General features: G+C 63.7%; 4 protein-coding genes. 3 read left to right on the top strand and 1 reads right to left on the bottom strand.

Annotated elements, in window-relative coordinates; all coding sequences use genetic code 11:
• On the bottom strand, positions 1 to 372 hold a 372-nt coding region (locus H6B10_RS12405; protein WP_204651892.1), incomplete at its 3' end, for a TetR/AcrR family transcriptional regulator.
• A gap of 204 nt (positions 373 to 576) precedes the next feature.
• Between H6B10_RS12405 and H6B10_RS12400 the strand changes: the two genes are divergently transcribed.
• The 3 genes from H6B10_RS12400 to H6B10_RS12390 form a co-directional block, all read left to right on the top strand.
• Positions 577 to 1524: a flavodoxin family protein gene (locus tag H6B10_RS12400; RefSeq protein WP_204651891.1), complete on the top strand. Its 948-nt coding sequence runs from the start codon at positions 577 to 579 to the stop codon at positions 1522 to 1524.
• A 94-nt stretch (positions 1525 to 1618) separates the two neighbouring features.
• Entirely contained in the window at positions 1619 to 3739 is a 2121-nt protein-coding gene (locus H6B10_RS12395; protein WP_204651890.1) for an FAD-dependent oxidoreductase, read from the top strand.
• Positions 3736 to 5038: NADH-ubiquinone oxidoreductase-F iron-sulfur binding region domain-containing protein (locus H6B10_RS12390; RefSeq protein WP_204651889.1), on the top strand; the 1303-nt coding region annotated here is incomplete at its 3' end. The genes H6B10_RS12395 and H6B10_RS12390, both read left to right, overlap by 4 nt.

Genomic DNA, 5038 nt, shown 5'->3' with positions numbered 1-5038 from the left:
CATCCGGCCAAAGACGTTTTCCTCCAGGGGAATGGACCACAGCAGGGTGTATTCCGCCTTGTGCCTGTGAAGGAATTTGAGGGTGTTCTCGAAATTTTTCTGGTAAAGCAGGTTGTGGATGGTCTCCGGCGTGGCGTTCACAAAGGCCACGTCCACCTGGCGGCGGAACCCGTCCAGCGCTCGCTGCAGGTACTGCTCCATCAGGTCGTATTTGCTGGTGTAATACTTATAAAAGGTGGAGCGGTTGATCAGTGCCGCACGGCAGAGCTGCTCTACCGTGATCTTCTCAAAGGGGGCTTCGGCCAGGCAGGTAAGCAGGGCCTGGTCGATCTGTTTCAGCGTCTTGACCACCCGCAAATCGGTGGGCTGCATGGGCGTTCCTCCGTTCTTTTTTGAGATAAACAACAATCGGGCGGCTGGTGTTGGATAAGCGTCAAAATCCAAAATCTTGATGATAGGCAGGCCGCCCCAAGATTGTTAAAATGATAGCAAAGCGGTTTGTATCTCTTATTTTACCACAACGGGAGACACCGCACAAATACGGATTTTGGAAAGCAAGAAAAGGAGCAAAACAAGATGGCATACAAGGTAATGGGCATTGCCGCCGGACGTAAAAACGGCAACAGCGAAATTCTTTTGAAAGAGGCACTGACTGTCTGCGAGGCACAGGGTGCCGAAGTGACCATGATCAACCTGCGGGACTTCCACATTCTGGACTGTTCCGGCTGCACCGCCTGCACCAAGGCCATGTCCCAGGGCAAGCACATTGGCTGCACGCTGGACGGCAAGGACGACAAAAAGAAGATCATGGACGTGATGCTCAACCAGGACGCGGTGATCTTCTCGGTCCCCACCTACGACCTGATGCCCGCTTCCGCCTACCTGACCTTTGCCCACCGCAGCCTGAGCTACGAAACCTCCTTCCTGGAGACCATCGGCGCCATTGAGCACCGTGACCGGGTCGCGGGCCTGATCTCGGTGGGCGGTTCCACCCGCGCCTGGCAGTCCATGGCGCTGGAAGGGCTGCAGGCCACCATGTTCACCACCGATATGAAGGTGGTGGATATGCTGCTGGCCACCCGGGTGCCCGCCCCCGCCCAGTGCCTGCTGGACGACAAGCTGATGGCCCGTGCCCGCGCTTTGGGCGAGCACATCATGCAGGCGGTGGCCACCCCCGCCGCCGACCGCAAATGGCTGGGCGAAGAGGACATGGGCTGGTGCCCCAACTGCCACAGCAACGCCCTGGTGCTGGGCGAAATGCAGTGGGACGGCCTGCACTACCCCATCGAGTGCCAGGTCTGCGGTGCCGGCGGCACCCTGGAAAAGACCGAGGACGGCAAGTGGAAGTTCGTTATCCAGAAGGACGGTCTGCTGAAAGACCGCACCACCGTGGCGGGCCGCGCCAAGCATCTGGAAGAGATCGCCCAGACCCAGGGCGGCTTCTTTTCTGACCCCGAAAAGATCAAGCTGGTGCAGGAGCGCAAGGCCGCCTATGCCCAGAAGACCTTCAAGGGCATCGACTGATCTCCCGCTCAAAGGGGGGAACAGCCCCGCGCCCAGAAGAATCCCGGCATCTGCGGATGCCTTTGGAATACAAAACCCGGAAAGGAGATTGGTTATGAGCGTTGCCATTGAAATCGACGGCAAACGCCTGCAGGTGGACCCCGGCATGAACGTGCTGGAAGCCGCTTTGCAGAACGGCATCTACATTCCCCATCTGTGCCACCACCCCGACCTGCCGGACATCGGGTCCTGCCGGTTGTGCATTGTGGAGGTGGACGGGCAGGAAGGCGTACAGCCTGCCTGCAAACTGACCGTACAGGAAGGCATGAAGATCACCACCGACAGCCCCCGCATTGCCGCCCAGCGCAAGCTGGCCATGGAACTGCTGCTGGCTGCCCACCCGGAGGACTGCTCCACCTGCCCCAAGTACGGCCGCTGTGAACTGCAGACCCTCATCCAGTACATGGGTGTTTCCGCCACCCGGATGCATACCCGCATCAAGGGCTTTGCCCAGAACAACCAGAACCCGCTGATCATCCACGATATGAACCGCTGCGTCCTTTGCGGCCGGTGCGTCCGTGCCTGCAGCGACCTGCGGGGCGTGGGGGTTCTGCAGTACAACAAAAAGGATATGGAAACCTACGTGGGCACCCTGCACGACAAGCTGCTGAAGGACAGCGGCTGCCGGTTCTGCGGTGCCTGCGCCGAGGTCTGCCCCACCGGCACCATCCGGGACATCATCGAGTATTCCCCCGTGGAGAAAAAAGATACCCTGATCCCCTGCCAGGCCACCTGCCCCGCCCACACCGACGTCCCCCGCTATGTGCGGTTCGTGAAGGAGGGCAAGTTTGCCGAGGCCCTGGCCGTGGTGCATGAAAAACTGCCCTTCCCCGAATGTCTGGGCCGGGTCTGCGCCCACCCCTGCGAGAGTGAGTGCCGCCGCGGCCAGGTGAACGAGGCGGTGTCCATCCGCAACATCAAGCGGTATGCCGCCGAACACGGCAGCAACGACCTATGGAAGAAAAACAGCAAACACCTGCCCGCCACCGGCAAAAAAGTCTGCGTGGTGGGCGGCGGCCCCGCCGGTATGACGGCGGCCTATTACCTGGCCAAGCAGGGCCATGATGTGACCCTGAAGGAAGCCTACCCCACTCTGGGCGGCCAGATGGCCTACGGCATTCCCAGCTACCGCCTGCCCCGGGAAATCGTGGCCAAGGAAGCGGGCTACCTGAACGACGCCGGGGTGCATGTGGAAACCGGCTGCCGCGTCACCGACTTTGTGGGCCTGAAACAGGACTACGACGCCGTGCTGCTGGCCCTGGGCACCCACAAGGGCGTGCGCCTGCCCATGCAGGGCAACGACCTGCCGGGCGTTCTTGTCAACAGCGACTTTTTGCGCAGCGCCGCCATGGGCCAGCCCACCGGCATGGGCAAGCGGGTCATTGTGCTGGGCGGCGGCAACGTAGCCTTTGACTGCGCCCGCACCGCCCGCCGCCTGGGCGCCCAGGAGATCCACCTGGCCTGCCTGGAAGCCCGGGACAAGATGCTGGCCGACGAGGAGGAGATCACCCAGGCCCAGGAGGAGGGTATCCAGATCCACCCCGCCCACACCTTTGAGGCCATTGTGGGCACCGACCACGCCGATGGCGTGCGGTTCTGCCGGGTGAAAAGCTTCACCTTTGATGAAAACCGCCGGGCCATCATTGAAAAAGAGGAAAATTCTGAATACGTGATCGAAGCCGACACGGTGATCTTTGCCACCGGCCAGCGCACCGACATCACCCCCGAAGCGGGGCTGGAACTGGGCCGCGGCAACTCCATTGCGGTACAGCCGGGCAGCGGCCGCACCAGCGTGGCGGGCATCTATGCCTGCGGCGACGCGGTGTACGGCACCCGTACCGTCATCCAGGCCATTGCCGCCGGACGGGACGCCGCCAGCGAAATAGACAAAGCGCTGGGCGGTGACGGGGACATCAGCGAAGTGCTGGCCCCGGTGGAAGTGCCCGACGCCTGCATCGGCAAGGTGGAAGGGTTCGGGGACCTGCCCCGGGCCGAGGAACAGTTCCGCTGCGCCGAAGCGCGCTCCGACAACTTTGCCCCCATCAGCGCGGGGCTGTGCGACAGCGCCGCCTGCGGGGAAGCCGCCCGCTGCCTGCAATGTGACCTGCGGTTCCGCATCACCGGCCACCGCATCTGGAGCGACTACATGGACGAAAAGGAGGGTGCCGCGCAATGAGCCTTTTGCAAAACAACACCGAAGCCCTGAACCGGCTGCGCGGGCTGGACAAGACCGCCCTGGAAGCCGTTTTTGGTTGCTGGGACGCCGCCCCCCGGGTGGTGGGCGCCCTGTATAATGCCGACACCGACGGCATGAAGAACATTCTGCTCCACGCCAACCCCGCCGGAGTGGTGGCGGGCCTGAAGATCGCCGCGGTACTGACCGGCGCCGCCGATGCGGTGCTGGTGGTGCGGGAGGACCTGGACCCTCAGCAGCTGGAAGCCGACGCCGGGCTGGTGGACCTGAAACTGACCGTCACCCGGGCCGCTCTGGTCAACAAGATGGCCTACAAAGGCGCCAGACTGCTGGCCCTGGATGAGCTGGCTGCCCTGGCCGACCGGCTGCTGGGGAATACTCCCGGCGTGCTGGTATCGGTGGACGGCGCCCTGGCCGTGGAAGAACCCCCTGCCCGCCCCGTGACCGAACTGGTCGGGGACTGCAAGGGTCTGGTGGCCGGGCATGTGTTTTACAACGCCGACCAGCTGGCGGGCAAGACGGTGGGTGAAGTGGCCGGGCGTTCCGGCATGCTGCGCCGCCTGACCGACACCCAGTGCCCCGTGCACGAGACCCAGGTATTGCTCACCGCCCTGCGTGCCCAGAGCTGCGGCAAGTGCACCTTCTGCCGCGAAGGGCTGTACCAGCTGAGCTGTATTATGGAGGATATGGCCACCGGCCGCGCCAAGACCGGGGACCTGGACCTGGCCCGGGAGATCGGCACCGTGATGACCACCTCCTGCAACTGCACCCTGGGCGAGGAAGCCGCCCTGCCGGTGCTGTCCGCCCTGGACGCCTTTGAGAGCGAAGTGGCCGCCCATATCCGCCGCAAGGAATGTGCCGCCGGGGCCTGCCTGGCCCTGACCCGGTTCTATGTGGACCCCAAACTCTGCCAGGGCAGCGGCGCCTGTGTGGATGCCTGCCCCGCCCATTGCATCGAAGGCGGCCCGGGTCTGGTGGCGGTCATTGACAACTTTGACTGCACCCGCTGCGGCAAATGCCTGGAAGTCTGCGGCAGCGGCGCCATCAAGCGCACCTCGGGCCGTTTGCCCAAACTGCCCGCCGCGCCCATCCCGGTAAAGGGTGCCGCCGTGCCCGCCCCGGACACCGACACCGCCCAGCCGGTCCGCCGCCCCGCCAAACGCAAGCGCGTGTTTGCCGCAGCGGGTGCAGTCAAAGTTGTCAATGACCGCCACCAGACCCGGGCCGCCTTCGATGCAATGGGCGGGGCAGGCATCCACACAGGCGCCGCTGCCCTGGCAG

This window comes from Gemmiger formicilis, assembly GCF_016901605.1.
GTDB classification, from domain to species: Bacteria; Bacillota; Clostridia; order Oscillospirales; family Ruminococcaceae; genus Gemmiger; species Gemmiger formicilis_B.
This window is presented reverse-complemented; position numbering and strand designations above follow the sequence as displayed.

Excerpts from the sequence above, each read along its gene's own strand:
- H6B10_RS12400 (WP_204651891.1), top strand. The coding sequence starts at position 577 with ATGGCATACAAGGTAATGGGCATTGCCGCCGGACGTAAAAACGGCAAC.
- H6B10_RS12395 (WP_204651890.1), top strand. The coding sequence starts at position 1,619 with ATGAGCGTTGCCATTGAAATCGACGGCAAACGCCTGCAGGTGGACCCC.